The sequence below is a fragment of the Halomonas sp. A3H3 genome, assembly GCF_000982975.1.
Classification (GTDB): Bacteria; Pseudomonadota; Gammaproteobacteria; order Pseudomonadales; family Halomonadaceae; genus Vreelandella; species Vreelandella titanicae.
The window spans coordinates 2724579-2746707 of sequence record NZ_HG423343.1 but is presented as its reverse complement, the minus strand read 5'-3'; the positions used below and the strand labels follow the sequence as shown (position 1 = coordinate 2746707).

The following is a 22129-nucleotide window of genomic DNA, read 5'->3' as shown; positions in this document are numbered from 1 at the left end:
AGCATCATGGATCAACAATAACAACCATATAGCACGAGATACGGAGGTATCTTAATGGCAATGCTCGACTACAAAAACTATACCAGTGAAGCATCCATCGAATTGCTGCTGACATCCCACAAGCTCGCCACCTACGCCAGCCTGTCGGGCGCCCTTGGCATTCCGCAGACTCGGGAAATAGTACAAGGATTCACAGACCTGTTCCCCGATGGTGCCTACCCCAATGAGATAGATACCGGACTGCCCGGGGGATGGCGGGAACTGACGCCGACCGAGCTTGGCCTACCCGCGAGCGCCCTCGATGGGGCCGGCCACTACATCATCGAGAGCCCGATTACCGGCACCCTGCCGACTGGCCCCCAAGCCAAGCTGCTGGGTGAGTTCGATGAACAGGGACAACTGACCCGGGTATCGCTGACCTACACCGGCACCAACTCTCCGGTGGATATTGTCGACTACCTGCAACTCAATGCTGGCACCATAGCACCCAACCTTGAGCCGCTGCTCGTTGCGCTCAAGAATTACAGCCAGGCCAACGGCCTGGAGGCTGAGGACGCACTGATCACCGGCTACAGCCTGGGGGGCGGGATGGTGAACATTATGGCGCGCTTTCGCGAGGAGTTGGCCGACGGCTTCTTCGCTGAGGCCAACTATATCGGTCACGAGTCGCCACTGATCTATGACGACCCCGAGGTGGTGTACAACTACGGCTACGAGAATGATGCGGTGTATCGTGTGGCAGGAGACGCAGATACCTTCCTCGAGGCGCTGCAGGAACAAGGGCCACTGCTGACCCACCCCAACACCTCTTACGAGTCGAGCGGGGACAATGTCGTACTGTTCAACGATATGTATGGTTCACCATTGTGGCCATTACCAGCTTTCTCACTGCTGAACATTCCGGTGAGCTGGTATGCCCATGTCGATGGCATAATCACGGATGCCATTCAGCGTATCGCTGATTCGCCCTTCTATGAATACACCGACCGTGACAGCGCGGTGGTTGTTTCCAGTCTTTCCTCTCTATCACGCTCGTCGGTCTGGGTAGAGGACAAGCAGACCTCAAGCTCGAACCATTTCGGCCAACCCGCGTTTCTAATTGGCACCGAACATGCTGACAAGGTTCGCAGCGGTGAGCATAGCGACTACATCTACACTGGTGGGGGAGATGACTTGATTCGGCTATCCAGCGGTGCCGATCGCGTCGATGGCGGCTCGGGAGTCAACACTCTGCGCCTCAAAGGCGATGGGGCGGATTGGGATGCCTATCAACTCTCGGACGGCACGCTGTTCCTCAATTCCAAGCAGGATCTTGGATTGAAGCAAGTGGAAAATGTCAGTTACGTGGAGTTCGAGGGCCTGTCGCTACTCGACATTTCACTGACCCAGCAACGCTACAGTGTCGGCGAGCGCGGACTCGAGGACGAACGCTTCGACCCATTCGGTCTATTCAGCCAAGACCTGGAGTATGGCGAACATATAGAAGGCAGCGCTGGCGACGACGAACTCACTGGAACAGTGGCCTTCGGCGGTGTAGGAAACGACACCCTGACGGCGCTGGAGAGCGGTAGCTTGCTACATGGCGGCGAGGGAGATGACACGCTGGTAGGCGGCCTGGGCGATGATCAACTCTATGGTGGTGAGGGCGACGATACCTTGATTGTGCGTGGCGGCAACGATGTACTCTATGGAGGAGTGGGCGACGACCTGTTCATGTTCGACGAGGGGTATCAAGGCAGTGCCGTGATCAAGGACTTCAACCAGCATGCGGGGGATCAGGACTGGTTGGTGTTCATGGGTGAGTTGTTCGCGGATCAGGAAGATCTGCTCGGCAGCGCCAATCAGATGGACAATGACGTGGTCATCGCCCGGGACGGCCTCTATGTCACGGTGGAGAGCATTGGCATCGCCGAACTGGTCGAGAGCAGCCAGTTCCTGGCCTGAGTCTTGGCTATCCGCGCGCTCGCCTGCTGGCGAGCGCGGTTCCCTCTCGTACTGGCTGGAAATTTTGTGGAAGGTGTATGTACCGCTCGCCAAGCCCACCTACCTTGCTTACGGGCTGGTCTCGATTAGTCACCACTGGAACAACTTTATCCGGCCATTATAGGTCACCAACTCGGTAGAGATTTTGCTCTTCCAGCGCCAGTTTGTGCAGTCGTTATCTGCGCGCAGGGATTCGCTAGGCAAAATCCCTTGAGTTTTCGTGCGACAATTCTTCCTCAAGCACGAGATAAGGAGAGCATTGATGCACGGCGACCCTCACCCGGCAGCCCTCAAGGTGTTGCAGGAAGTATTTGGTTACGACAGCTTTCGCGGCCCACAGCAGGCCATCATCGAGCATGTAATGGCCGGTGGCGATGCGCTGGTGCTGATGCCTACCGGCGGAGGCAAGTCACTGTGCTATCAGATCCCTGCACTGCTGCGCGAAGGCACCGCGATTGTGGTCTCGCCGCTGATCGCGCTGATGCAGGATCAGGTGGCGGCGCTTGAGCAGAACGGGGTCAGGGCGGCTTACCTGAACTCCAGCCTCGATTATCACGAGGCGGTCGAGGTGGAGAACCGCCTGCGGTCGGGCGAGCTGGATCTGTTATATGTCGCGCCCGAGCGACTGGCCACTGCGCGTATGCAGATGCTGCTGGAGCAGACCCGGATTGCGCTGTTCGCCATTGATGAAGCCCACTGCGTCTCCCAGTGGGGCCACGATTTTCGTCCTGAGTATCGCCAGCTCTCCCAGCTTCATCAGCGCTTTCCCCAGGTGCCCCGCATCGCCCTCACCGCCACTGCCGATGTGCCCACCCGGGGCGATATCATGGAGCATCTGCAGCTCCAGGAGGCGGCACTTTACAACAGCGGCTTTGACCGGCCCAACATTCGCTACCATATCGCCGAAAATCAGGGTAACGCCAAGGAACAGCTGCTGCGCTTTATTCGCGAGCACCACGACGGCGAGGCGGGTATCGTCTACTGCCTTTCCCGGCGCAAGGTGGAGGAGACCGCCGCCTGGCTGGAACGCCAGGGGCTGACGGCACTGCCCTACCACGCGGGGCTTCCCCCCGAGCAGCGCCAGCAGCATCAGACCCGCTTTTTGCGTGAAGATGGTGTCGTGGTAGTGGCCACCATCGCCTTTGGCATGGGCATCGACAAGCCCGACGTGCGCTTTGTAGCCCACCTCAACCTGCCCAAGAGTATCGAAGCCTACTACCAAGAGACCGGCCGCGCCGGGCGTGACGGCCTGCCCGCCGATGCCTGGATGGCCTATGGACTTCAGGATGTGATCACGCTGCGCCAGATGCAGCAGAACTCCAGCGCCGCCGACCATCAAAAGCGCATCGAACAACAGAAGCTCGACGCCATGCTCGGGCTGTGTGAAATCATCAGCTGCCGCCGCCAGGCACTGTTGCACTATTTTGGCGATCATCTGGACGCCCCCTGCGGCAACTGCGACAACTGCCTGACCCCACCCGAGACCTGGGAGGCCACCGTGGCGGCGCAAAAGGCGCTCTCCTGTGTCTACCGCACTGAGCAGCGCTTCGGCGTGACCTACCTTGTGGATGTGCTGCTAGGTAAAAGCAACGAGCGCATCACCCGCTTTGGTCACGACAGACTCAGCACCTACGGCATAGGCAAAGACCTCTCCGCCAACGAATGGAAGGCGCTCTTTCGCCAGATGATTGCCAGCGGCTTTTTGAGCGTGGATATGGAGGGCCACGGCGGCATTAAGCTCACTGCCAATGCCAAGCCGGTGCTGCGCGGCGAGCAGACTCTAACTCTGCGCAAGCCAAGCAACAAACCCAGCAAAGCCAAAACCGCTCGACGGGGAAGCAAAAGCACCTCTGCTCCGCAGGGCCACGGCCCGCTGTGGGAAGCCCTGCGTCGGCACCGCCGGGAAATGGCCGAAGCCCAGGGCGTGCCAGCCTATGTGATCTTCCACGACGCCACCCTGGCCGAAATGGTCGAACAGAAACCCCAGAGTCTGGCGGCACTGGGCGCGATCTCGGGTATTGGTGCACGTAAGTTGGAAGATTATGGAGAGGGTTTTCTGGACGTCATCTTGGCGCATCAGGAATCCAAGCAAAACAGCTGAATCAGCACAACAAAAACCAACGAAAGCTCAAATGGCCGATATTTTTCAAAAACCGCTCACTTGGCGTAAACTATAGGTAAGTGAGGAGAAAGATATGGCTATTCAACACAAAACCGCCGATAAGTGCCGTGAAATAGGGGCCGCTGCGATGCGCACTTACCCCAATATTTCACACGCATGGGGTCTAAAAGAGAGCGAGGCCGCTCTGCTGCTCGGGGTACCTGATTCCACCTATCGGCGCTGGAAGCATTCACCTGAGCAGGCGAGGCTTGATGCCAATCACTTGGAACGGATGTCGTTGATTCTCGGCATTTATAAAGCACTGCATATATTGTTGCCCAGTAAAGAAGCTGCTAACAGCTGGTTGCAGCGAGCCAACAACAGCCCTCTTTTTGCCGGTCACACACCAATGGAGCGCCTGTTAAACGGACAAGTCTCCGACCTCTACGTTGTTCGCCAACATTTGGATGCAGCGCGTGGTGGGGGGCATGCGTGACATTCCCGCTGAGCAATATCACTTGGCGCCCCAGCTATCGGGTTATTCCCTCGCGATTTCCTCCCATTGATTTATTCGAAGGCGTCAACAGCAGCGCTGATGATTGGGACTTACTCAATGAGCTGGAGGGTGAAACCTCCGCAAGGCTACGTGAGGAAACGGGAGCTATTCACTTGGTTCGTGATGACGACCGTCGCTACGGCCCCGGCTGGACGCCCGTCATGGAGGCCTTCTGCCACTTCCCCGCGACCGGTTCGCGTTTTAGCGATGGCACCTTTGGCGCCTACTACTGCGCACTCACCGAAGCCACCGCCATTGCCGAAACCGTTTACCACGCAGAGCGCTTTATGGGGGAGTCAAACGAACCGCCCATGATGCTTCAGCAGCGTGTTTATCTGTCAGATTTAACGGGCCAACTAATTGATTTACGCCGACAGGATGCGGCCCAAACGCTTCTCAGACCGGATAGCTGGGCAGCTGGGCAAACCTTGGGGAGAAAAGCCTGGGAGGAACACACGGACGGCATCGTTTACCCCAGCGTTCGAGACCCTGAAGGCGAGTGTGCCGCTGTGCTACGGCCGCCCGTGCTCTCCGCCACAAGGCAAGGACGGCATCTTGGCTATGACTGGGATGGTCAGCATATCCGCCATGTCTATGAGCTAACGCTATTGGGCTAGCGATTAACTTTCGCCGCGCCCCAGGCAGTGTTCGCCGCGTGCTATCGCGGCGGCATCAAATACGCCGGTATCCAACACCCAAGCCGTCACGAGCTTGGCGGGAGTGACGTCAAAGGCGGGGTTCCATACCGGTGCATTATCGGGTGCCCAGGTAACCTCACCAAAGGCGCCAGCGACGCCGCGGATCTCAGCGGGGTCGCGCTGTTCAATAGGAATGTCCGCACCAGTAGCACAAGCGGGATCAACCGTAGTGTAGGGAGCCACCACATAGAACGGCACCTGGTGGTAGTGAGCGATCACCGCCAGCATGTAAGTACCCACTTTATTGGCAAAGTCGCCGTTGGCGCAGATACGGTCGGCACCCACCATCACTTTATCTACCTTGCCCGCGGCCATCAGGCTGGCGGCCATGCTGTCGGTAATCAGTTGGTAGGGAATGCCCAGATCGGCCATTTCCCAGGCGGTTAAACGGCCGCCTTGCAGCAGCGGGCGGGTTTCATCCACAAACACATGCAGCTCTACACCGCGCTGCTTGGCCACTGCCAGCGCACCAATGGCCGTCCCCACCCCGGCGGTCGCCAGCGCGCCAGTATTGCAGTGGGTCAGCACACGGTCACCCGTTTTCAGCAAGTCAGCACCCCGCTCAGCCATGCGTTGGCACAGCGCGCGGTCTTCTGAAAACAGTTCAGCGGCACGTTCGGCCAGGGCGTTGACGCCTTGCTCAAAGCAGGCTTCCATGGCATCCAGGCAGTACATTAAGTTAACTGCCGTGGGGCGCGTGGCGCGTAAGCGATCACTTACCAACTGCCAATCACTTTGTGGATGGCGGGCGGCGTATTGGGACAGCACAAAGGCGGCGCTCAAACCAATCAGCGGCGCCCCGCGAATCGCCAGGCTTTTCACCGCATGCTGCCACTCTTCTGGCGAGTCACAGCGCACCCACTGCTCCGCCTGGGGCAGTTGGGTTTGATCCAAATACTCAAGGTGGTCGGCATAGATCCGCAAACTGCGTGATTGAAGATGAGGCATCGATGGACTCCTTGAGCACTTGATCGGAACAGCTACACGGCTTATCAGCCGCGAAGCTTATCATATAGAATGGCTGCCACTAGAAGAGGCGGCGCAGATCCTATGATGACGCTACAAACTGAACTGCTGGCCGCCATTTCATGGGCGGCGCAGCAAGGCTGGACGCCAGCCACTGGCGGTAACTTTTCCGCCCGGACCGAGGCGGGCTATCTTGTCACCGCTTCTGGCCGCGATAAAACCCGCATTCAGGCCGATGACCTCTTGCTCTGCAACCTGGATGGCAAGGTGCTATCAGGTGATGGTAAGCCGAGCGCAGAAAGCGACTTGCATGCAGCTCTTTATCGCTATGAACCGAAGATTGCTTGTGTACTGCACGTGCATACGGTAGCCAGCACCGTACTGTCGCGGCGCTTTCCGGAAGGGATCGAATTGAGCGGCTTTGAAATGCAAAAAGCGCTGACAGGCAATGTGACCCACGAAGCTACTATTCGATTACCGGTCATACCTAACGAACAGGATATGGTGGAGCTGGCCAGGCATGTGCGCCTCGGCTGGCCGATGCCCTGGGGCTTTTTGGTCGCAGGGCATGGCATTTATGCCGTGGGCGATAGCATTGCCAGTTGCCGCCGCCACCTGGAAGCGATTGAGTTTTTACTTGCCTGTGTTCTTGAAGAGAGTCGGTGGTCTTAAATGAGTAATTCAACTGTTCGCGCCATTGTGACCGATATTGAAGGCACCACCACGGACATTAACTTCGTCCATAAGGTGCTTTTTCCCTACGCCCACGCCAAGTTGCCCGACTTTCTACTTGCGAATGCAGACACACCTGCAGTTGCCGAGCAGATTGATGCCGTGCGCAGTGAAATGGACGCCCCTAACGCCCCCCTGGAGGCAGTGATCGACCAATTGCTGCACTGGATCGAGACTGACCAAAAAGTTACTCCGCTGAAAGCACTGCAAGGTATGGTGTGGGCCGATGGCTACCAGCGCGGCGACTTTAAAGGCCATCTCTATAGCGATGTAGCACCGGCACTGCGCCAGTGGAAAGACTTGGGCAAGGCGCTGTACGTCTACTCGTCCGGCTCGGTGCAGGCGCAGAAGCTGCTGTTTGGCTATAGCGATGCGGGCGATCTAACCCCGCTGTTTAGCGGCTACTTTGATACCCATATTGGTCATAAACGTGAGGCTGCCGCTTACCATCGCATTGTCACCGAGCTTGACCTGCCGCCAGCAGCGGTGCTGTTCTTGTCGGACGTGGTCGAAGAACTGGACGCCGCCAAACAGGCAGGCATGCAAACCCTGCAGTTGGTGCGTGAAGGCACACAGGCGGGCAACACCCATGCTTGCGTTACTCGCTTTGATGAAATTGCGCTTTAGGAGAACCTACGATGTCGCAACTAAAAGTATTTGCTGATCAGAACCCTAACGATGCCCTGATCGACACCACCGACGGCGAGCAGATTAGCGCTGAGCTAAACAAGGTGGGCGTGCTGTTTGAGCGGTGGGCAGCGCCGGGCGAAATTGCCGACGACGCCACCCAGGAAGATATTTTGGCGCTTTATCAAGACGACATCGACCGCGTCAAAGCCATAGGCGGCTATCAAACCGTTGATGTGTTGCATATGGTGCCCACGCACCCAGACAAAGACGCCATGCGGCAGAAGTTCCTAAACGAGCACCGCCATCATGAAGATGAAGTGCGTTTCTTCGTCAAAGGACAAGGGCTATTTTGTCTGCACATCGATGACAAGGTGTATCAGGTGCTGTGCACCCGCAATGACCTGATCAGCGTACCCACCAACACGCCCCATTGGTTCGATATGGGCCCTGCGCCAGAATTCACTGCGCTGCGCTTCTTCGATAATGTGGAAGGCTGGGTACCCCACTGGACCGAAAGCGATATCGCCGGGAAGTTCGATCGCCTGGATCAGTTGTAAATGGTGAGGAGTGAGGGGTAAATCGTAAGGTGAAAGGTGGGAAGCAGCTGTAGCGCGTATATGGACTCCTCCTCGTCTGCAAGCACAAAAGGTCATAGCGGCACGGTCGACTGCTAGCGTATATCCGGTCTCGTAAAAGATGCCTAACGTGTGGGCATCGGACCTTAATGGGCTATTCGCACGTCGGGTACCCTCAGCGTAAACGAGCTCTATGGCTCTACGCGCTACACGGTATGGCCCGACGTCGGTTCGACCTGTTCGCCATCTCTCTTTTGGTGGTGCAGTCGGGGCGGTAGGAACACCGGTTAAAGGTTCAACATTGATGGTCGCGTCGCCTGCTTAAGCGGCGGCGGACAACTCAGGGTTATACGGGACCTCGTAACGTGTGACGGCCTACGCCATACGCGCTGTCTTATTGGCGAGAGCCACGATCGCCACGTTGCGATGTTTGCGCACGGCAAGGTGCTTGATCCACTGGCTGAGTCCGTCGTCTTTTTTCACCGCATAACGAAGGACGGCGCGGGCGCCATGTACCAGCAGCTTGCGTAAGTAACTATTGCCACGTTTACTGATCCCCAACAGGCGCTCTCGTCCGCCCGTGCTATGTTGACGCGGGGTCAGCCCTAACGAGGCGGCAAAGTCGCGTCCTCGCTTGTATATAGCGCCGTCACCCAGCACACCCGATAAGGCACTGGCGGTGATGGGGCCAATGCCGCGGAGGGTCATCAAGCGCTTGGCAACCGGGTCGGTGTTGGCATGCGTTTCAATGGCGGACGTTAACTGCGCAACACGCTCGTCTAAATAACGTAAGTCATCCGCTAAGTCGGCCAATAGGCGGCGAAAGCGGTCACTGAGCCCGTTGGTGGCATCCTCCAGCCAAAGAGGCAGCGCCCGCCGTAACTGCTGAATACCGGTGGGGGCAATAAACCCATACTCACCGATGAGGCCACGGATTTGATTGGCCTTCGCTGTGCGCTGGCTAATCAGCTCTTCACGGATCCGGTGGGTGGCCTGGCTGTCCTGTTGATCAACGGTTTTGACGGCCACGAAGCGCATCGTGGGACGGCCTAATGCTTCACAAATCGCTTCAGCATCTGCCCGATCATTTTTATTCGTTTTAACGTAAGGCTTCACGAATTGGGCCGCAATGAGCTTCACATGGTAGCCACGCGCTTGAAGTTCGCGCGCCCAATAATGCGCCGCTGCACATGCTTCCATGCCGATGGTGGCGCCTTGAGGAACGCGCCGACAGACAGCCTCCAGCCACTTGGCCCGGGTATATTTACCTCGCCATTGAGGCTTCTCATGCCGGTCAACGCCATGTACGTGAAAGACAGACTTTGCGATATCCACACCAACTCGGCTAATGTTCATATGGGCTTCTCCTGACTCTCAAGCTGATAGTTTTCAAACCACCTACCAGTATGGCGCACTGACGCCGGAGTAGGGTGAGGAGGAGTCCATCCCATTGCGTAAGCGCCAGCGCACCCGCGAAGCAGCGCGCTAGCGGTGCCGAAGGTGACGCCGAGGCCGGATCAGGCGCGGAGGCATTATCCAGGCGGCTGGCGCCGCCGTCGCGGGTGCCTCATACGCTCGTTCCTCGCGAGATTCGTTACGCCGCGCTACGGGGCAGGCGTTTACAACACCTCTTGCTGGTTATACGCCCTGGCTAAATCCGCCAGCGCGGTAAGGTCACTATAGGCTTCCGGCTCCATAATCAGCGTTTGGCCCATCAGCACATTGCGCGCTTCAAGCTTGGCGCGCAGCGCGGTGTCTTCAATCTCTTCGAAATCGGCGTTGTGGGCCAGCGATAAAACCCGGCGGTGCATTTCGATGCCGCAGTAGGCCAGCGCATCCAGGCGAATCTCTTCCAGTAGCGCATCACAAGCGTCGTCGGCGCTATTGCCCTGCTCTTCAAACAGCGATTTGGGAAATAGAATGCCCGTCCGCTCGGTTTGCCACAGGTGGCGGAACTCGGCATCAAAGTGGCTAAAGCACGCATCGACCACATCAAGGATCCACGCCTGATACTCATCAAGCTCACCTTCTTGACGGTGAGCGGGCTGGCTGAAGTAGGCCATCAGGAAGTTGGCCACCGCCATACCCAGGTCAAAAGCCATCGGCCCGTACTGGGAAAACTCGGGGTCAATGACCCGCACGTCGGTATCCGTGGCCATGATCGAGCCGGAGTGCAAATCACCGTGCAGCATGGTTTCGGTGTTCGCGGTGAACTTCATCAACAGCCGCTGTACTCTGGCCTTTAAACGCGCGTTACGACGCAATTCGTCCACCACCGGTGAAAGCTCCGGGGTGTGGTGATTCATTTCAGCGCCGTAATAAGGATCGGTAAATACCAGTGATTCGGTGATGGCAGGAATCGCTACATTGCCGGAAAACAGCCCCACGTCCGCCTTTTTCTCTGGGCTACTCAACGAAAGCTCTGAGCCACGAAACGCCGTGCGGGCACAAAACTTGCCGATGGTTTCGCCAAGTCGAGCGACTCGCTCACCGTTGATCAACTTACGGCGCAAGATAGTGTGGGGGTGCAGATACTCCATCACAAACAGCGCCTGGGGCTTGTCGAAGTAGTAGACTTCAGGGGCAATGCCCGGTGCACGCTTGGCCTGACGCACCAAGGCGTAGTACTCAAAGTGGGCACGATAGACCGGCAACGGCCAACTCTCGCCGACCATACGTACATAGGGAAGCGCCTGCTTAACCACTACACTGCCCGCGTCACCGGAGACGATAAACACTAGGTTGAGGTTGCCGTCACCCACCTCGCGAATGTTCCAGCTCGCGGGTTCTTCGCCCACGCGTCTAACCACCGCCTCAACATCACCAAGCCGCTGGGATAGAGTGTCAACGCTTAGCGCGCGGTAATGTTGATCAATCTCCACAGTTCTCTCCTCACAAACGTTTACGTGTTTGGCTAGCCGCCAGTTGGCCCGTTAATCTCCGCGACTAGGCTGATACGCTTAAGCCATCAATAGCATTATCGCCAGATGATGAATCAATCGCACTAGCCACCCATACACGGTTGCGGCCTTGCCGCTTGGCTTCATAAAGCGCGTCATCTGCCTGGGATAATAGTTCGGCTGGGGCAAGGCTAACTTTCGGGTAGAGTACTGCAACGCCAACGCTAACGGTAACAACGCTTTGCGCCGAGACACCGTGATTAGGAATTTCCAAGGCCTCCACGTTGCACCGAATGCGCTCGGCCGCCGGTTTTGCCGCCTCAGGCGATGCATTGGCTATTAGCACTACAAACTCTTCACCGCCAAAACGCACCACTAAATCGGCATCACGGCTATTGGCCTGCATGGCAGTAGCGACTTGGCGCAAGCACTCGTCACCCTGAGGATGCCCATAGTAGTCGTTGTAAGCTTTGAAATGATCGATATCGATCACCATCAGCCCTAAACAAAGGCCTTTATCGGTAGCCTCCTGCCAGCGCACAGGAAAAACCGTATCGAACTGGCGCCGGTTGGCAAGATTGGTTAAAGGATCAGTCACCGACATGCGCGACAGTTCCTGGTTATCTTTTAAGTAATAGCCAGCGCGGAGCTTTTCTTTCAATACATGCAAGTAGGAGGTTCGCTCGCTCTGCTCGAAACGATAGTTGGCCACTAACGTAAACAGCGTCTGAGCGATAATAGTAAATATTGCTAGCCGCTTCGCCTCTGGCGGCATGGGGTCATAAGATAGAACAAAAAGCAGTATTATAAATATACAAATGGCAGATGAGACGCAGGCATAGTTAAACCGCAGTGAGTAAACAATATTACCCACCAGCAAAATAAGGCCGAAAGAGAAAACATCCAGGTAAGAGTAAGGAACGGTGGATTCCACCAAGATCAAACATGAAATCACCGTAGCAACGATCACCGTACTCGCCATTAACGTTTCACGTTGGGCTGGAGACACACCACGGTAAACCCACCACAGAATTGGCATACCAAAAGGCAGCATTACCCCCACCCTTAACGCTAGCGCGGTGGTGAAAGTATCCGGTCGAAAGCTGTGGTCGTTGATCAAAAACAAGCAGTAGATGATCGCCGATATCAACCCTGCCATGACCATGCTACGGCTACGTTGGCGCTGAGTATCTTCTTCAAACCTTGCTTCCACTTCATCAGCAAAACGTAACCGCCAAGGCCCTCTACGCAACTCATCTTCCACCGCTGTCAGCAGCGTGTCATTGATCATTACTCGCCCTCAATGCCTCACCCGGTTACTTGTGGCTTTCATGTATCATCAATGAACATCAGAAGCCTAATACTACCTTTGAGTACGACGATAGTGTGCCACAATAGCGTTTAGTTAAAATGAATATTGGTACACATGTTAAACGAAACTCATCCCAATTTTCATTAATTGAACATTCAACCAGGAGACTAATGATGCAGCGCCAACAGGATCCGGTGACTAACGACTGGACTTTCATCATTGGGCATCGCGAACTCGTTGTGCACCAACGCTATGAGGTGCTTAGCATGATCAACGACTTTATGCTGGGCATTTGGTTTACGATCGGCAGTGTCTGCTTTTTTTACCAGGGTGCGGTTCAAACTGTCGGCGTGTGGCTGTTTGTGATAGGTAGCATCCAACTGCTGATTCGCCCAGCGATTCGCCTTCACCGCTATGTCTATTTTAAGCAGTTGCCGGACACCGACCAGGACGCTTAGACACAAGCCCGTTCAACGCAGTTGGCTATCTTTACTACCACGACGGTTGTAGCCACTATAGGCCGACTGCTTTTTGTCCAATTCACCCTGACACACCACACACAGTCTAACGCCCGGAATCGCTTTACGGCGCGGTTCAGGAATGGGATTGCCACACTCTTCGCAAACCTCAAGACTTTCGCCGCGGGGCAACTGGCTACGCGCACGCTGCACCGCATCCTCTAGCGTGCTTTCCATCTGCTCTTGTTCGGCGCCATCTTTTGCCCATCCACCTGCCATAATCGCACTCCTCGCTTCGGCACTAGCAATCTATCAGCATAGCAGTAACGAGAAGCGTGCACCGTTAGCCCAAAAACCGAACGCCTTGGGCAGCCAGCGGGCTGCGTAGTCTGTCTGGCAGCGGCACATCGGTCACCACGGCATCATAATCCCCCAGTTGACCCGCAGCGCAGCGTAGTGGCAGGTCGAACTTGGTTTTATCCAGCACTAACACACGATAACCGGCATGGGCCAACAGCGCCTCACGGGCCATCACTTCGTCGTCGTTGTAGTCATAAAGCTGGCCATGGCTATCCATTCCCCCCACCGACACAATCCCCACATCGGCACGGTAGCGTTGAAAAAAGCGCCAGGCATCGCCGCCAATCACATCCTGGTCGCGACGACGCACTCGCCCACCGGCTACTACTAACTCACACCTCAACTGGCACAGCTTAATCAGCGCATGCAGGTTATTGGTCATGATATGCAGGCCTTGCTTATCACTCAGCGCATCGGCCAACTGCTCAACCGTGGTGCCCGTGCCTAAGAACAGTGCTTGATGATCCTGTACCAAGCTCGCTGCCCGCGCCGCGATCTGCCGTTTACCCGCCACGTTAACGATCTGACGCTGGTCGTAGCCGATATTTTCCTGCTCGGGAAACGGCAGCACTTCCCCTTGGCGGCGCAGCACCAGGCCTTTATCAGCCAGGTGGCGAATATCCCCACGCAGGGTTTGCACAGAAACCCCAAACTCGCCTGCCAGGCTGTCTACCGACTGGCGCCCTTGTGAGTGGATTCGCTGTAACAGCTGTTGTCGACGTTCGAACTGGCGCATAACCCCTCTCGGCACAACGAAAGCAAAAAGTGCAGCAAACGAAAGCCACAAAATGTTGAACGAAAGCATAGTGTCACTTTGTTGTAAGCAGATGACAGTAGCTTAGGTGGGGTTCACTCACTGGAGGTTTACCCATGTTGAAGCGCCCCCTGTTATCTATTCCGACATCTGCCCTTACTACTGCCGTCGCGGTAGCCAGCTTTTCTCTTTCGGCTCAGGTAGCGGCGAACGAAACGCTAACGCTCTACACCAGCCAGCCCAATAGCGATGCACAGCAAACCGTTGACGCCTTTGAAGCAGCCTATCCTGATATTGAAGTGGAGTGGGTACGCGACGGTACCACGCGCTTGATGACCCGGCTGCGCTCGGAACTTTCAGCCGGGGTGAGCAACCCTGACGTGCTGCTGATTGCCGACAGCATGACCATGGAATCACTTAAGCAAGAGGGCCATTTACAGCCTTACCTAAGCGATGAGCGCCAGGCCTATGACGCCGACCTGTATGACCCAGAAGGCTACTACTACGGCACCAAGCTGATCACCACCGGGATTGTCTATAACACCGGCGCCGAGCATCAGCCGCAGAGCTGGCAAGACCTGCTGGGGCCTGACTACGAAGGGTTGGTCACCATGCCTAGTCCGCTTTACTCCGGCGCGGCACTGATACATATGGCGGCGATCACTGCCAACCCTGACCTTGGCATGGCGTATTACGAAGCGCTTCATGAAAACCGCACCGAAGCCCAGGGCGGCAATGGCGGCGTATTTAACGCCGTGGCCGCGGGCACCAAGCCCTACGGCATCGTGGTGGATTTCCTGCCAATTCGTGAAGCAGCCAAAGGCTCGCCGGTCGAATTCGTGTTCCCGGAAGAGGGCGTAAGCGCGGTGACCGAGCCGGTCGCCATTATGCAAGGCGCAGAGAATGTCGATACCGCGCAAAAGTTTGTTGATTTTGTGCTTTCCCAGCAGGGTCAGGAGCTGGTCAGCCAGCAAGGCTATCTGCCTGCTCACAACGACGTTACCCCACCGGAAGGCTTCCCCGAGCGCGATAGTATTACCCTGATGCCGGTTGATACCGAGCAGGCATTGGCGCAGGAAGAAGAGCTTAAACAGCGTTTTAGTGACCTCTTCGGCGGGTAATCATGACGTCCGCTCTCAACTATGACAATAAGTACGGCAGCGACAACAAGTACGGCAGCCAGCACCGCTGGCTGCTTTCAAGCCTGCTGATCGCCATTGTACTGTTGAGCCTGGCACCCAGCCTGCGTCTGCTGATGGAGGCGTTGAGCGATCTTGCTCAGGGCCGCCAGTCACCGCTGTGGCAGGTGCTCAGCAGTGCCAGCACTTGGCGAGCACTCTGGCATAGCCTGTATACATCGGGGCTCGGCATGCTGATCGCCCTGATCCTGGGTAGCCTGTTCGCCTTTGCCATCACGCTCACCAATGTGCGCGGAAAATCGTGGCTGGTGTTCTGCTTTATGCTGCCAATGATGATTCCGCCCCAGGTTACCGCCTTGAGCTGGCTGCAGCTCTTTGGTCCGGCCAGCCCGCTACTGAAAAGCATAGGCTTGGCGCCCCCACTGGGCAGCCCGCAACCACTCTACTCCGCTGAAGGTATCGCCTTACTGCTGGGCATCCAGAGCGCACCGCTGGTGTTTTTAGCCCTGCGCACCAGCCTGCTTTCGCTACCCCGAGAGCTTATTGAAGCCGCTCGCATTAGCGGCGCCAAACAAACCCAAGTGTGGGGTCATATTATTCTACCCGTGACCCGTAGCGGCTTGATCGCCGGGGGCGCGATGGCGTTTATCTCGAGTCTCGGCAACTTCGGCATCCCCGCCATGCTGGGTATTCCCGCAGGCTATTACGTGCTGCCCACACTGATCTACCAGCGTATGGCCAACTTTGGCACCGGGGTGTTGGCAGAGATGGCTGCGCTCTCCTTGCTGATTGGTTTACTGGCATTGGCCGGGGTGGCGTTGCAGCAGCAATTGATGAATCGCAGCCGCTTCGGGCTGGGCGGCCATAGTGGGCGCTCCCATGATTTCACCCTGGGAAGCTGGCGCTCGCTGGTGACCGCCACGCTCGTCGGGATCTTACTGATTATTCTGGTCGCGCCGCTGCTTGCCCTGATCATCAGCTCGCTGGTACCCGCCATGGGCGTGCCATTAAACGCCGAGACCGCCACCCTGAACGCTTACGCCGAAGTGGTGGGTCGCCAAGGCGCCACATGGCGAGCGGTGAACAACAGTCTGTGGCTGGCGGGCAGCGCGGCTGTGGTGCTGATGCTGCTCAGTCTGCCATTGGCTTACCGGCTACAGCGCCTGCCGGAACGTTGGCGGGGTGTGGTACTCAGTGCCATTGAGATTCCCTATGCGCTTCCCGGCGTGGTATTGGCCATTGCCTGCATCCTGCTCTTTGTTCGCCCGCTGCCGATTATCAATGTGGCGCTCTACGGCACCCTGGGGCTGATTTTTATCGCTTACCTGGCGCGCTTTCTGGTGGTCTGCGTTAAGCCCGTCGCCGCCAGCCTGGCGCAGCTGGATCCTTCCCTTGAAGAGGCGGCACAGCTCGCGGGTGCAGGCCCCTGGCGGCGCCTGGGCAGCATTATTTTACCCCTGGTCGCACCCGCGCTGTTTGCAGGCGGCCTGCTGGTGTTTCTGCTGGCGGTCAACGAACTGACCGTGTCAGCCCTGCTATGGAGCGCCGGTAACGAAACCCTCGGCGTGCTGATTTTCAACCTCGACGAAGGCGGCGAAAGCGTGCTGGCCTCTGCGGTGTCAGTGCTGGTGGTGATCATGGTCGCCTCGCTGATGCTGACACTCAGTTTACTGGCGCCGCGTTTACCCAAAGGAGTCATTCCATGGCAGAGCTAGACACATCAGGGTTAAACACAGCAGGGCTAACGATCGACCGTGTCACCAAGCGCTTTGGCGAGCAGACGGCAGTTGATGCGCTGTCGCTGACGATCAATCCAGGCGAGTTTGTCGCTCTGCTCGGCCCCAGTGGCTGTGGCAAAACCACCATGCTACGCATGCTGGCAGGCTTTGAAACGATCAACGATGGTACGATTCAATTAGCCAATCGCACCCTGGCCAGCGCCGATACCCATGTGCCGCCTGAACAGCGCAATATGGCCATGGTGTTCCAATCCTATGCGCTATGGCCGCATATGAGCGTGGCTGACAACGTCGGCTACCCGGTCAAGCTACGCGGCCTGCGCGGGGCAGCGTACCACCACAGGGTGCAGCAGGCCCTGGCCCTGGTGGAGCTCGATGCCTACGCCGATCGCATGCCCCAGGCCCTCAGTGGAGGCCAGCGCCAACGCGTCGCTCTCGCGCGCTGCCTGGTCAGCGACCCTTCGGTGGTGCTGCTGGATGAGCCGCTGGCCAACCTTGACCGGCACCTGCGCGCCACCATGGAGCACAGCTTCCGCGATTTTCACCGGCGCACTGGCGCCACGCTGGTCTATGTCACCCACGACCAAACCGAAGCCATGGCGCTGGCAGACAAAATCGCCGTGATGAAAGCGGGCAAGCTGGTTCAATGGGGCGCCCCTGAAACCCTTTACAGGCAGCCGAGAACCGCCTGGGTAGCAGGCTTTATCGGCCAGGGCAGCCAATTAAAGGTCGCCGCCGGTCACCCTGGAAAGCGCCTTGAGAGCGCGGCCCTAATGCGCGGGCTCAACGCCATCGAGCCCGAGCGCACCCAAACGGTACTGGTTCGCCCGGAACATATTCAGATCAGCGCAGCCCCCCTTTCCACCGCGACTCCCACTCATAACCAGCTTGCCGCACAGGTGGAAAGCGTGATTTTCCGCGGCGAGCGCTATGAGCTCACACTGCGCCTGCCCAGCGGGGAAACACTGCTGGCCTACCACCACACCGCGCCTGACCTGGGTAGCCAGGTTGTCGTCGACCTTCAGCAGGGTTGGTGCCTGGAGCCCGACCAATGAGTGTCAATATCGAGATTCTCAGTGGTTTAGGCGCCAAAGGGCCTGCTGCGATAGTGGTAGAAGCCCAGGGAAAACGCCTACTGCTAGATGCAGGCGGTGCACTCCACTCGGATGACACCATTACTTGGGCGAACAACCTGGATGTGGATGCCGTACTGATCAGCCATGACCATATCGACCATATCGCCGGCGTGGCCGAGCTAGCGGAGAACGTGCCACTTTATTGCACACCACTGGTAGCCAAGGCCTTGCCTCACAACCGCCCCTGGCACCCACTGCCCGAACGCGGCACGCTAGAGGTGGAAGGCATCATTGTTACCACCGGCCAAGCGGGGCACTCGCTAGGCGGTGTGTGGCTACATTTAGCGGTAGGGGGCGGTGTTTACTATAGCGGCGACGCCTGTTTTGAGTCGCGACTGTTTCCTTTTGATACTCCGCCGAAAGCGGTTATTGCGCTACTGGATGCCTCCTACGGCAGCTACGACCAACCCCAAGCACATTGTGTACAGGCCATTAGTGAGTATCTTTATCAGCCGCTGGCATTTCCAGTGCCGGAAACCGGCCGTGCCCTGGAAATGGCACTATGGCTGGCGGAAGAAGCTGACCAGCGGCAGTTAACGCTCTCCATCGACCCGGTGATTCGCGACAACCTGGCCGCGCTATTGGCACTGCCTGCAACACTGCGTCGACCTGGGCTCGACCACTCGATTCGCTCGCTTTTAGCGCGGCAAAACGCTTGCCCGCCAACCCTTATGTTGATGTGCGATCGGAGCGATACGCCGGAACAGTGGCCCGACCACCACCTGCTCCACACCGGTTATCTGACCCCTGATCGCCGCGCCGAGCTAGCGGCAGACCAAATCAGCTGGCAGCGCTGGAATGTTCACCTACGCGCGTCGCACCTGGTGGCGCTTGCCGATCAGTTGGGCGCCACTCAAGTGGTGCCGCTATTTACCCAGCTGGCCAATAACGAATTGAATGCCTGGCATGGACTACTAGGCGAGCGCCTCTGCACTGCCCAGCGTTTATCTGCTCATTCACGTCTAGTCACCCTTTCCAGCTTAGGGAGTTTTGCATGACCGCAGTAATTGTTGATGTTGACGGCACCTTAGCCGAGTTTCACCCCCACCAGGTCAGTGACTGGGTGCTGGGCAGCCAAAAACAGTGGGAGCCCTTCTTTGCCCATATGGCCGAAGCGCCGGTGATCGAAGCGGTGGCCAAGCTGGTCAAGATACTGAAAGCCCAAGGCCAGCAGATCGTGATTTGTAGCGGTCGCCCCGACAGCCATCGTGAGCATACCCAACGCTGGCTAGAGCGCCACACTATCCCCTTTGATGCCATGTACCTGCGCCCTGAGGGCGATGACCATGTAGATGATGAAGAAGTAAAAGCCGCGCTACTCAATCAAATGCGCAGCGACGGCTTTACGCCTTGGCTGGTGCTGGATGACCGTGATGCCGTGGTCGCCCAGTGGCGCGCGCTCGGGCTTACTTGCCTGCAGTGCGCGCCGGGGGATTTTTAAGCGTTTGCCAGCTTGGTTCGGTGCTGCCACACCAGCACCGCCAAGGGCACCAGCGAGATAGGGATCAACAGTAGGTTAAGTGTCGCCCAGCCTAAGCCGCTGACCAAGGGCCCAGCGAGCAACGCAGTGATCGCAGCGGTGCCAAAGACTAAAAACTCGTTGGCGGCCTGGGTGCGCGCTTTATCCACCGGGCGGTAGCTCTCAGTGAGCAGCCCGGTAGCGGGCAGAAAGGTAAAATTCCAGCCCAAGCCCAGCAAAATCAGCGCCACGTTGAAACCGGCTAAACCGATACCCAACTGAGCGACCAAGGCACTTGCCACCAGCAGCAGGCAGCCTGCCACAATGACTTGTTTGGCACCGAAGCGGGTGACCAAATGGCCAGTAAAGAACGAGGGTAAAAACATCGCTACCACGTGCCACTGAATGGTCATTGAAACATGGTTAAAGTGGTGTCCAGCCCCCGCCATGGCGAGCGGCGTGGCGGTCATAGCCAGATTCATCACGCCGTATCCGACCATCGCCGCGCTCACCGCCACAATAAATCCAGGCTGGCGGAGTATCTTACCCAGCGGCAGTGCATTGCCTTCGCCGTGGGTGCGGGAAGCAGGCGGTAGTTGCGTCAGCATCAGCACCACTAACGCCAGTGCGTAGAGCGCTGCCAAGCCCACAAAGCTGCCCAGAAACGGCACCTCACCCAGCTCACGGCTCACCCTGGCCAGCCATGGCCCGGCAAACGCGGCTAACACACCGCCACCCATCACCAAACCAATCGCCCGGTCACGCATCGGCGTGGGGGCGGCTTCCACCGCGGCAAAGCGATAGAGCTGGCCAAAGCCAATGCCGATTCCGATTAGCCAGGTCGACAGCAAGAACAGCCCAAAGCGCTCGCCAATCAGCGCCTGCACGGCAACCAGTGCGCCCACCAATCCCAAAATATTGCCCAGTATAAAGCCGCGCTTTCGGCCCAGTCTGGCCATAATTAACGAGGCGGGAATGGTGGCACACATCAGCCCCAGCCACTGGGTGGCGACCGGCGCGGTCGACCATGACGCACTTGGCGCCAAAGACGCCCCAATCAGCGGCGAGACGGCAATCAGCAAAACATTACCGGTAACCAGTAGCGCCTGGCAGAGCGACAATAGGGTGACGGTTAAAGGCATGAAACTCTCTCCTGAATAGAATCATCTGTATGGGTAGACGCAAAGCGCTGGCGATATACCGAGGGTGATACGCCGTAGTAGCGCTGAAACTGGCGGCGCAGTTGCTCCGCGCCGCCCAGCCGCCAGCGTTGTGCCAGGCGCTCGAGGGATACGTTTTCGCGCCCGTTGAGCAGCGCCAAGCGCGCTTGCTCGAGGCGTAGTTGGGTTAGATAAGCAGCGGGGGTGGTATTTAAGTAGCGCCTAAATAACCGGGTTAAATGGCGCGGGGAGACCGCCATCAGATCGGCCATGCTCTCAAGCCCGTGATCTACGCTGGGGTCGGCGTGGAGCTGATCCAGCAGGCGGCGGAGCGGCCCCGCCTCTTGTTGGTGTCGCAGTATCTCGCTGAACTGCGACTGCCCACCAGGGCGCTGCAAAAACACCACTAGCTCACGGGCCACTCGACCGGCCAGATCAGCACCGTGATCGGCTTCTACCAGCGAAAGCGCCAAATCAATCCCCGCCGTTACACCGGCGCTGGTGTAGCGGCCGTTACTTTCGATATAGAGTGCATCGGGCTCGACGCTTAGTGCGGGGTACTCATCTGCCAGTTGAGGTGCATGGCGCCAATGAGTGGTGACGCGGCAGCCATCCAGCAACCCTGCAGCGGCTAACAAAAATGCCCCGGAGCAGATAGAGCCGAGCCTCCTCACCTCTGGGGCGACCTCACAAAGCACCCGCGTTACTGCGGCTATTTCACGCTGCTGCATCACGCCACTGCCGCCCGCCACCAACAGCGTATCCAGGGGCAGTAAATGAGTAAGTTGATGGTAGGTGTGCGTAGCATGTACGGCTAGGCCGCCGTTGGTGACAACCGGGCCGACGGCATCGGCGACCAGGGTCAACTGATACAACGGCTGGGGGCTTAGCGCATTGGCGCTGGCGAACACCTGCCAGGGGCCGCTGACATCCAGCAGTTGGCAGTCGGGGTAGGCAAATAGAGCAACATGGCGAGTCACAGTCTCTCTCCGCTAACGGGGAATCGAAGCATTAGAGAGAGTGTCAGCGCTGCACCCAATGTCGGCAAGGACTATTACCCCACCGATATGGACATCTTTATAAAAATCTATAAAAGCTGACGGATCCCCACGAACTCTGTGCTGTTCATCGCATAACGCCTGCTATCAGGCCTCTTCACTAAGACATGCTTGAAGAAAACTCCAAGATAGTCAGGGCACAACGCCGGCCAGGTGACGTATTCAATAGCCCCAACCTTATAACTCAAAGGTTAACTAACAAGCTAACTATTCACCAACCTGAAAGTCCAAAGCCAAAAATCAATAACTTAATACCATGCAGATAAAATCCCATACCGAAAAAATATTAAGTTGTTGATTATCACGATCTTTCAATCACCAGCATGTTTCACTTATTATTAACAAAAACAAAATTCAAACAAAATCAACAGCATATATGAAAAACCAAATAAAATAGTAAAAAATAATACTTT

General features: G+C 57.2%; 21 protein-coding genes and 1 pseudogene. 14 read left to right on the top strand and 8 right to left on the bottom strand.

What is annotated here, in order from left to right; translation table 11 throughout:
* Nucleotides 1–60: 60 nt before the first annotated feature.
* From HALA3H3_RS12160 to HALA3H3_RS12145, 5 genes and pseudogenes are all read left to right on the top strand, one after another.
* Nucleotides 61–1944 (top strand): calcium-binding protein, encoded by a 1884-nt coding sequence (locus HALA3H3_RS12160; RefSeq protein WP_158414243.1) that lies wholly within the window; start codon nt 61–63, stop codon nt 1942–1944.
* A gap of 52 nt (nt 1945–1996) precedes the next feature.
* Nucleotides 1997–2183: pseudogene (locus HALA3H3_RS27370) on the top strand (carbohydrate ABC transporter permease); the annotation flags it as partial.
* A gap of 62 nt (nt 2184–2245) precedes the next feature.
* Complete coding sequence (recQ, locus tag HALA3H3_RS12155) at nt 2246–4084, top strand: DNA helicase RecQ (RefSeq protein ID WP_022521885.1); 1839 nt, start codon at nt 2246–2248, stop codon at nt 4082–4084.
* 94 nt (nt 4085–4178) lie between these two features.
* Nucleotides 4179–4580, top strand: a complete 402-nt coding sequence (locus tag HALA3H3_RS12150; protein ID WP_022521884.1) for an MbcA/ParS/Xre antitoxin family protein — start codon at nt 4179–4181, stop codon at nt 4578–4580.
* A complete protein-coding gene (locus HALA3H3_RS12145) occupies nt 4577–5257 on the top strand; it encodes an RES family NAD+ phosphorylase (RefSeq protein ID WP_022521882.1) in 681 nt (226 codons plus the stop codon). The genes HALA3H3_RS12150 and HALA3H3_RS12145 overlap by 4 nt, the downstream gene beginning before the upstream one ends.
* 3 nt (nt 5258–5260) lie before the next feature.
* On the opposite strand, the gene mtnA is transcribed toward HALA3H3_RS12145, so the two are convergent.
* Complete coding sequence (mtnA, locus tag HALA3H3_RS12140; protein WP_022521881.1) at nt 5261–6286, bottom strand: S-methyl-5-thioribose-1-phosphate isomerase; 1026 nt, start codon at nt 6284–6286, stop codon at nt 5261–5263.
* Nucleotides 6287–6388: 102 nt separating this feature from the next.
* Between mtnA and mtnB the strand changes: the two genes are divergently transcribed.
* The 3 genes from mtnB to HALA3H3_RS12125 are packed head-to-tail and all read left to right on the top strand — an operon-like array spanning nt 6389 to nt 8223.
* Complete coding sequence (mtnB, locus tag HALA3H3_RS12135) at nt 6389–6976, top strand: methylthioribulose 1-phosphate dehydratase (RefSeq protein ID WP_022521880.1); 588 nt, start codon at nt 6389–6391, stop codon at nt 6974–6976.
* Nucleotides 6977–7663, top strand: a complete 687-nt coding sequence (gene mtnC, locus HALA3H3_RS12130; RefSeq protein ID WP_022521879.1) for an acireductone synthase — start codon at nt 6977–6979, stop codon at nt 7661–7663.
* Nucleotides 7664–7674: 11 nt separating this feature from the next.
* The gene (locus tag HALA3H3_RS12125; protein ID WP_022521878.1) at nt 7675–8223 is read left to right on the top strand and encodes a 1,2-dihydroxy-3-keto-5-methylthiopentene dioxygenase; all 549 of its coding nucleotides are present in this window, start codon (nt 7675–7677) and stop codon (nt 8221–8223) included.
* 393 nt (nt 8224–8616) lie between these two features.
* On the opposite strand, the gene HALA3H3_RS12120 is transcribed toward HALA3H3_RS12125, so the two are convergent.
* From HALA3H3_RS12120 to HALA3H3_RS12110, 3 genes are all read right to left on the bottom strand, one after another.
* Nucleotides 8617–9597, bottom strand: coding sequence for an IS110 family RNA-guided transposase (locus HALA3H3_RS12120; protein ID WP_022521877.1), 981 nt, complete (start codon nt 9595–9597; stop codon nt 8617–8619).
* A 263-nt stretch (nt 9598–9860) separates the two neighbouring features.
* The gene (gene mtnK / locus HALA3H3_RS12115) at nt 9861–11123 is read right to left on the bottom strand and encodes an S-methyl-5-thioribose kinase (RefSeq protein WP_022521876.1); all 1263 of its coding nucleotides are present in this window, start codon (nt 11121–11123) and stop codon (nt 9861–9863) included.
* 64 nt (nt 11124–11187) lie between these two features.
* Nucleotides 11188–12432 (bottom strand): GGDEF domain-containing protein, encoded by a 1245-nt coding sequence (locus HALA3H3_RS12110; RefSeq protein ID WP_022521875.1) that lies wholly within the window; start codon nt 12430–12432, stop codon nt 11188–11190.
* Between the two features lie 194 nt (nt 12433–12626).
* On the opposite strand from HALA3H3_RS12110, the gene HALA3H3_RS12105 reads away from it, so the two are divergent.
* Complete coding sequence (locus HALA3H3_RS12105; protein WP_022521874.1) at nt 12627–12911, top strand: YrhK family protein; 285 nt, start codon at nt 12627–12629, stop codon at nt 12909–12911.
* Nucleotides 12912–12923: 12 nt separating this feature from the next.
* Here the strand turns inward: HALA3H3_RS12105 and HALA3H3_RS12100 are convergent, their stop codons facing one another.
* Together HALA3H3_RS12100 and HALA3H3_RS12095 are read right to left on the bottom strand one after the other, a co-directional pair.
* Nucleotides 12924–13190, bottom strand: coding sequence for a DksA/TraR family C4-type zinc finger protein (locus HALA3H3_RS12100; protein WP_022521873.1), 267 nt, complete (start codon nt 13188–13190; stop codon nt 12924–12926).
* Nucleotides 13191–13254: 64 nt separating this feature from the next.
* On the bottom strand, nt 13255–14007 hold the full coding sequence (locus tag HALA3H3_RS12095) for a DeoR/GlpR family DNA-binding transcription regulator (RefSeq protein ID WP_022521872.1): 753 nt from the start codon (nt 14005–14007) through the stop codon (nt 13255–13257).
* 134 nt (nt 14008–14141) lie between these two features.
* On the opposite strand from HALA3H3_RS12095, the gene HALA3H3_RS12090 reads away from it, so the two are divergent.
* The 5 genes from HALA3H3_RS12090 to HALA3H3_RS12070 are packed head-to-tail and all read left to right on the top strand — an operon-like array spanning nt 14142 to nt 19480.
* Nucleotides 14142–15146 carry an ABC transporter substrate-binding protein gene (locus tag HALA3H3_RS12090; RefSeq protein ID WP_022521871.1) on the top strand — a complete coding sequence of 335 codons (1005 nt, stop codon included), beginning with the start codon at nt 14142–14144 and terminating at the stop codon, nt 15144–15146.
* 2 nt (nt 15147–15148) lie between these two features.
* Nucleotides 15149–16879: an ABC transporter permease gene (locus HALA3H3_RS12085; protein ID WP_022521870.1), complete on the top strand. Its 1731-nt coding sequence runs from the start codon at nt 15149–15151 to the stop codon at nt 16877–16879.
* Nucleotides 16867–17958 carry an ABC transporter ATP-binding protein gene (locus HALA3H3_RS12080; RefSeq protein WP_022521869.1) on the top strand — a complete coding sequence of 364 codons (1092 nt, stop codon included), beginning with the start codon at nt 16867–16869 and terminating at the stop codon, nt 17956–17958. The genes HALA3H3_RS12085 and HALA3H3_RS12080 overlap by 13 nt, the downstream gene beginning before the upstream one ends.
* The gene (locus HALA3H3_RS12075; protein WP_022521868.1) at nt 17955–19037 is read left to right on the top strand and encodes an MBL fold metallo-hydrolase; all 1083 of its coding nucleotides are present in this window, start codon (nt 17955–17957) and stop codon (nt 19035–19037) included. The genes HALA3H3_RS12080 and HALA3H3_RS12075 overlap by 4 nt, the downstream gene beginning before the upstream one ends.
* Nucleotides 19034–19480: a phosphatase domain-containing protein gene (locus tag HALA3H3_RS12070; protein ID WP_022521867.1), complete on the top strand. Its 447-nt coding sequence runs from the start codon at nt 19034–19036 to the stop codon at nt 19478–19480. Before HALA3H3_RS12075 ends, HALA3H3_RS12070 begins: the two co-directional genes overlap by 4 nt.
* Here the strand turns inward: HALA3H3_RS12070 and HALA3H3_RS12065 are convergent.
* Together HALA3H3_RS12065 and HALA3H3_RS12060 are read right to left on the bottom strand one after the other, a co-directional pair.
* Nucleotides 19477–20640 (bottom strand): MFS transporter, encoded by a 1164-nt coding sequence (locus tag HALA3H3_RS12065; RefSeq protein ID WP_022521866.1) that lies wholly within the window; start codon nt 20638–20640, stop codon nt 19477–19479. The genes HALA3H3_RS12070 and HALA3H3_RS12065 overlap by 4 nt on opposite strands.
* A complete protein-coding gene (locus HALA3H3_RS12060) occupies nt 20631–21638 on the bottom strand; it encodes a GlxA family transcriptional regulator (protein WP_022521865.1) in 1008 nt (335 codons plus the stop codon). The genes HALA3H3_RS12065 and HALA3H3_RS12060 overlap by 10 nt, the downstream gene beginning before the upstream one ends.
* Nucleotides 21639–22129 lie beyond the last annotated feature (491 nt).

Bases quoted from the DNA above. Each gene is read 5' to 3' on its own strand.
- HALA3H3_RS12160 (WP_158414243.1), top strand. From the start codon at position 61: ATGCTCGACTACAAAAACTATACCAGTGAAGCATCCATCGAATTGCTG.
- recQ (WP_022521885.1), top strand. From the start codon at position 2,246: ATGCACGGCGACCCTCACCCGGCAGCCCTCAAGGTGTTGCAGGAAGTA.
- HALA3H3_RS12150 (WP_022521884.1), top strand. From the start codon at position 4,179: ATGGCTATTCAACACAAAACCGCCGATAAGTGCCGTGAAATAGGGGCC.
- mtnA (WP_022521881.1), bottom strand. From the start codon at position 6,286: ATGCCTCATCTTCAATCACGCAGTTTGCGGATCTATGCCGACCACCTT.
- mtnB (WP_022521880.1), top strand. From the start codon at position 6,389: ATGATGACGCTACAAACTGAACTGCTGGCCGCCATTTCATGGGCGGCG.
- mtnC (WP_022521879.1), top strand. From the start codon at position 6,977: ATGAGTAATTCAACTGTTCGCGCCATTGTGACCGATATTGAAGGCACC.
- HALA3H3_RS12125 (WP_022521878.1), top strand. From the start codon at position 7,675: ATGTCGCAACTAAAAGTATTTGCTGATCAGAACCCTAACGATGCCCTG.
- HALA3H3_RS12120 (WP_022521877.1), bottom strand. From the start codon at position 9,597: ATGAACATTAGCCGAGTTGGTGTGGATATCGCAAAGTCTGTCTTTCAC.
- HALA3H3_RS12110 (WP_022521875.1), bottom strand. From the start codon at position 12,432: ATGATCAATGACACGCTGCTGACAGCGGTGGAAGATGAGTTGCGTAGA.
- HALA3H3_RS12105 (WP_022521874.1), top strand. From the start codon at position 12,627: ATGCAGCGCCAACAGGATCCGGTGACTAACGACTGGACTTTCATCATT.
- HALA3H3_RS12100 (WP_022521873.1), bottom strand. From the start codon at position 13,190: ATGGCAGGTGGATGGGCAAAAGATGGCGCCGAACAAGAGCAGATGGAA.
- HALA3H3_RS12095 (WP_022521872.1), bottom strand. From the start codon at position 14,007: ATGCGCCAGTTCGAACGTCGACAACAGCTGTTACAGCGAATCCACTCA.
- HALA3H3_RS12090 (WP_022521871.1), top strand. From the start codon at position 14,142: ATGTTGAAGCGCCCCCTGTTATCTATTCCGACATCTGCCCTTACTACT.
- HALA3H3_RS12085 (WP_022521870.1), top strand. From the start codon at position 15,149: ATGACGTCCGCTCTCAACTATGACAATAAGTACGGCAGCGACAACAAG.
- HALA3H3_RS12080 (WP_022521869.1), top strand. From the start codon at position 16,867: ATGGCAGAGCTAGACACATCAGGGTTAAACACAGCAGGGCTAACGATC.
- HALA3H3_RS12075 (WP_022521868.1), top strand. From the start codon at position 17,955: ATGAGTGTCAATATCGAGATTCTCAGTGGTTTAGGCGCCAAAGGGCCT.
- HALA3H3_RS12070 (WP_022521867.1), top strand. From the start codon at position 19,034: ATGACCGCAGTAATTGTTGATGTTGACGGCACCTTAGCCGAGTTTCAC.
- HALA3H3_RS12065 (WP_022521866.1), bottom strand. From the start codon at position 20,640: ATGCCTTTAACCGTCACCCTATTGTCGCTCTGCCAGGCGCTACTGGTT.